Below are 4,553 nucleotides of genomic sequence, written 5' to 3'. Positions count from 1 at the left end.
CAAAGGCCATTACCGTGCAGCTTGATGCAACAGGCAAAGCCACGATCAAAGCAGAAGATGTAGATAATGGCTCTACCGACAATTGCGGCATCGAAAAAATAGCATTGGATATAACTGCTTTCGATTGCAGCCATATTGGCGATAATGAAGTAGTGTTAACGGTAACCGATATTAACGGCAACGTTGCTTCGGCTACAGCTATAGTTACGGTAGTGGATAACACCCCTCCGGTTGTAATGACGCAGAACATCACTGTTCAGCTGGATGCCACAGGAAAGGCAACGATAACTGCTGATCACATCGACAACGGTAGCGCAGATGCCTGTGGGATCACGTCTTTAAGCTTAAGTAAAACAGCATTTGATTGCAGCAACCTTGGTGTTAATACTGTAACCCTGACGGTAACTGATAACAACGGCAACGTAGCAACCAAAACAGCTACCGTTACAGTAGAAGACAAAACAGCTCCAACTGCGCTTACCAAAAACATCACCGTAAAACTGAATGCTACAGGCAAAGCAACTATAGCAGCTGCTGACGTAGATAACGGCTCATCGGATGTATGCGGAACGATCACCTTAACGATAGACAAAACCGCATTTGATTGCTCTAACATCGGCGACAACACGGTAACGCTTACCGTAACGGATGCCAGCGGCAACACGGCTTCTGAAACGGCCGTGGTAACGATTGTAGATGACCTGGCACCCGTTGTAGCTACCCGTAACATCACGGTTCAGTTGAATGCCAGCGGCAAAGCAAGTATTACAGCAGCGGATGTTGACAATGGTTCGACTGATGCCTGCGGCATTGCCAGCATGACACTTGACCAGACGGAGTTTACCTGCGGCGGTACGACAGCCGTAACCTTAACCGTAACCGATGTAAATGGGAATGTTGCTACGGGTACAGCCATTGTGACGGTAGAAGACAAAGTCGCGCCGGTAGCCAAAGCCAAAAACATCACGGTTGAGCTGGATGCTACGGGTAAGGCAACTATCCTGGCCTCGGATGTAGACCATGGTTCGGAAGATAACTGCGGCATTGCTTCTATCACGCTAAGCAAAACAGCGTTTGATTGCTCGAACGTAGGTGACAACACCGTTACCTTAACCGTTACCGACAACAGTGGCAACACGCACACCGCGCAGGCGATCGTGACAGTTGTAGATAAGATCAACCCAACGATTACAGCCCCTGCTGCCGTGGTAGTAGAGGTGGATGCTGGTAAAACGACCGCTTCTAATGTTTCACTGGGTACACCGGTCACCGCCGACAACTGCGCGGTAGCCACGGTTACAAACGATGCACCTGCTACCTTCCCAACAGGGAATACCACGGTGACCTGGACCGTGACAGATGCAAACGGCAACACGGCTACGGCGACGCAAATCGTAACGGTTCGCCGCGATGTGATAGCGGTGGCTACACCAGCTACAGTTAATGTTCCGATCCGGACAACGTTTGCCAATGTACCGCTGCCAGCAACGGTAACGGTAACTTACTCGGATAACGCAACAGCGCAGGTGGGTGTCACCTGGAAACAGGGCAACTATAACGGCCTGGTAGCTGGTAACTATAGCCTGAGTGGAGAGCTGGTACTGGCAGCCGGTACCACCAACACAGGTAGTAAAACTGCCACCATTACGGTAGTGGTGGAGCCAAACAAAGTGCCTACTGCCCTTGCCTTCAGCGCCACCACCTTTGCGCCGAACCTCAAAGCTGATGAGGCGATTGGCACGCTTTCCACCACCGACCCGGATGATACCCAGTTTGTGTACACCCTGGTAAGTGGCAGCGGCGATGCCGACAACAGCCTGTTTGAGATCATCGGTGACAAGGTGTACCTGAAGTCAAACAAGGGCTTGTCTGGTAAAACAGCGTTTAGCTTCCGCGTGCGCAGCACCGATCCCTACCAGAACACGATCGAAAAGGCCTTTACCCTGACCAAAGGTACCTATGGCGTGGCCGCAGACAAGCTCAAAATAGTGAATGCGTTCTCTCCGAACGGCGACGGCATCAACGACACCTGGAGCATACCGGAGCTGCGCTTCTACAACAACGTGGAAGTGGAAGTATTTGACCGCGCAGGGGTGCGCCTGTTCCATAGCACCAACCCTGAAATGACCTGGGACGGACGCAGCGTGAACGGGCAAATCCTGCAGGGCGCTTTCTTCTACATTGTGCAGATCAAAGACATCAACCTGGTGAAAAAAGGTGTTGTGACCATTCTTAAGAAGTAATTAAAATGAAAAAGATAGTATTAACCATCGCCCTTTTGGCTTCTGTTCTGGGCGCCAGTGCCCAGAACAGAAAACATGTGGCCAATTTCTCGCTGTTTCAGCAGTATTTTAACCCGGCCCTGACCGGCTACGAGGGCTCTATGCTCAAGACCTATTACCGCAACCAGTGGACCGGTTTTGAAGATGCCCCCAAAACCATTTTCGCCTCTGCCGAGTTGGACCTGGCCGACATGGTGTCCTGGAAAAAAGACGGGTTGCTAAAAACCAGCCAGGACGACAACTATAGCCGCCAGCTGGAAGCCAAGCATGCTTTCGGCCTGGCTGTTATGAGCGACCGTTTCGGTCCTTTCTCAGAAACACAGCTGCACCTGAGCTACGGCACGCGCGTGCGCTTGTCAGAAAAGCTGAGCCTGCGCTGGGGTGCCGCCGCTACCTATAGTACGCAGCAGCTGGATGCCAGCAAGCTCATCACCGATGTGATGGGGGATCCGGAGTTTGAGAATTTTAACGGGCAGAGCGCCAAAATAGGCAAGCTTGACCTGAACATGGGCCTGATGCTCACGGCTGATAATTTTTATGTTGGCTATGCCATGCAGGACATCCTGAAAGGGAAGATGCGCACCGGAGACGATTACCTGAATACATCTTTCCCGCAACACCACGTAGTGCAGGCTGGTTACCGCACCGCTCTTACCGAGCAGATCGGGGTGGTGGTCAATGGCCTGTACCGCTACGACCAGAAGCTGGAAGACACCATGGAAGGGCAGCTGAAGGCAGTCTATCAGAACATGCTGTGGGTAGGAGCGGGTTACCGCAAAGACCTGGCGTATTCGCTGCAAGGCGGTGTAAGGCTAAACCAGCTGCGGGTGGGCTATGTGTATGAATTGCCTACTGCCGATGCCCGCTACATCGACAAAGCCACCAACGAGATCATGCTCACTTACAACCTGATCCCGGTGAAATATCCCAAGTATGGCAAGAAAGTAACGATCTGGTAAGCGAAAAGGAAAATAACACATGAAGAAAATACTCTACACCATCGCCTTTTTACTGGCTACCGGAACGATAGCAAATGCCCAGACCCCTGTGCTGCAATCGCAGCAGGAGATGGCGGATTTTATCGTGCTGGAAAATCAGCTGCTCCTCTTTACACGCAAGCAGGCCGATGGGCAGTACATCTATTCTGAGCGTTCGCAGCAGGACGGCAGCAAAGTCATGCAGAAAGAAACGGTTCTCAATGCGGGTACCCTGAACACGGTAATCGGGAAGAACGAAGCAGGAACGGAAGTATATGTTTACCAAAAGAACGGCCGCAAGCAGGAAGTGATCTCCTTTTATCGTTTAAAAGAGGGCAACTTTGAGAAAACAGGCGAACGCAGGCTCCCAAAACTGAAGAATAATTCGGCTAACCTGGGCCTGTTCTTATCGGCAGATAAAAACACCTTGCTGATAGCAGCAGAACTGGGCAACACCCGGGGTTACGATGACCTGTATGCGAGCCAGTGGGAAAACAACCGCTGGACTAAGCCGCAGAACCTGGGGCCTCAGGTTAACACCCGTCAGGTAGAGTTTGCTCCGTTTGTGGCGGATAACACCCTCTACTTTGCCCGTCAGCAAGGAGAGCAAAGCATGATCTACAGTGCCCCGTTTGAAGGGAATACGGTAAAGGGAGAGGCTGTGAAGCTGGATGAGACGGTGAACAGCTCAAGCACCTATAACGCCTACTATAAAAAGGGGGAGAATGGCCAGTACCGGATCTCGGCAGCTGCTGAAAATAGCTATGCCATCTACAAAATAGAGAAGGACAATTTGCTTGCTTTTGCAGAGGACCCGTTAAGCTTTGCCGATGCCGTGTCAGGCTCCCAGGATCCGGGAACCCTTCGATCCGATAAGACAACCGAGGAAGAGGTGGAGCTGTCTGGTTTGGTGGCCCATTCCCAAAGCCCGGACGATGCGTATGTGCTGGACTCGGAAGAAGCCGCAAAGAGCCACATGGTGACCCGCCAGGCAAACGGCCTGACCATGCACTATACGTTGAACCAGGTGTACATGGGCGGCAAGCAGGCCCAGCTCCTGAACACCTACCTGAAGGCGTTGCCCAACGGAGCCACCCTTACGATTAAAGGTTTCTCGGATGGGTTTGGTCCGGAGCCCGCGAAGGCACGGGTGAGCCGGCAGCGGGCCCAACTGCTGAAAGCGTATATCCAGCAAAACTTCGCCTCCAAAAACCTCAACATCACCGTCGATACCGTCGTGCGTGAAGAAGTAGGCCAGCACTTCCGCATTGCTGAGATACGGACAGTAAAATAA

The 4,553-nt window shown here is 52.0% G+C and carries 3 protein-coding genes; all 3 read left to right on the top strand.

The window, feature by feature from the left end:
- The coding region (locus GXP69_RS18825; RefSeq protein WP_163917160.1) for a gliding motility-associated C-terminal domain-containing protein at positions 1-2,243 on the top strand (2,243 nt) is incomplete at its 5' end.
- Between the two features lie 5 nt (positions 2,244-2,248).
- Complete coding sequence (locus tag GXP69_RS18820; RefSeq protein WP_163917158.1) at positions 2,249-3,241, top strand: PorP/SprF family type IX secretion system membrane protein; 993 nt, start codon at positions 2,249-2,251, stop codon at positions 3,239-3,241.
- A 19-nt stretch (positions 3,242-3,260) separates the two neighbouring features.
- Positions 3,261-4,553: a hypothetical protein gene (locus GXP69_RS18815; protein WP_163917156.1), complete on the top strand. Its 1,293-nt coding sequence runs from the start codon at positions 3,261-3,263 to the stop codon at positions 4,551-4,553.

The sequence above is a fragment of the Pontibacter burrus genome (assembly GCF_010686685.1).
Taxonomy (GTDB): domain Bacteria; phylum Bacteroidota; class Bacteroidia; order Cytophagales; family Hymenobacteraceae; genus Pontibacter; species Pontibacter burrus.
Note: the sequence above shows the minus strand (reverse complement) of the source record. Positions and strands in the feature narration are given on the sequence as shown.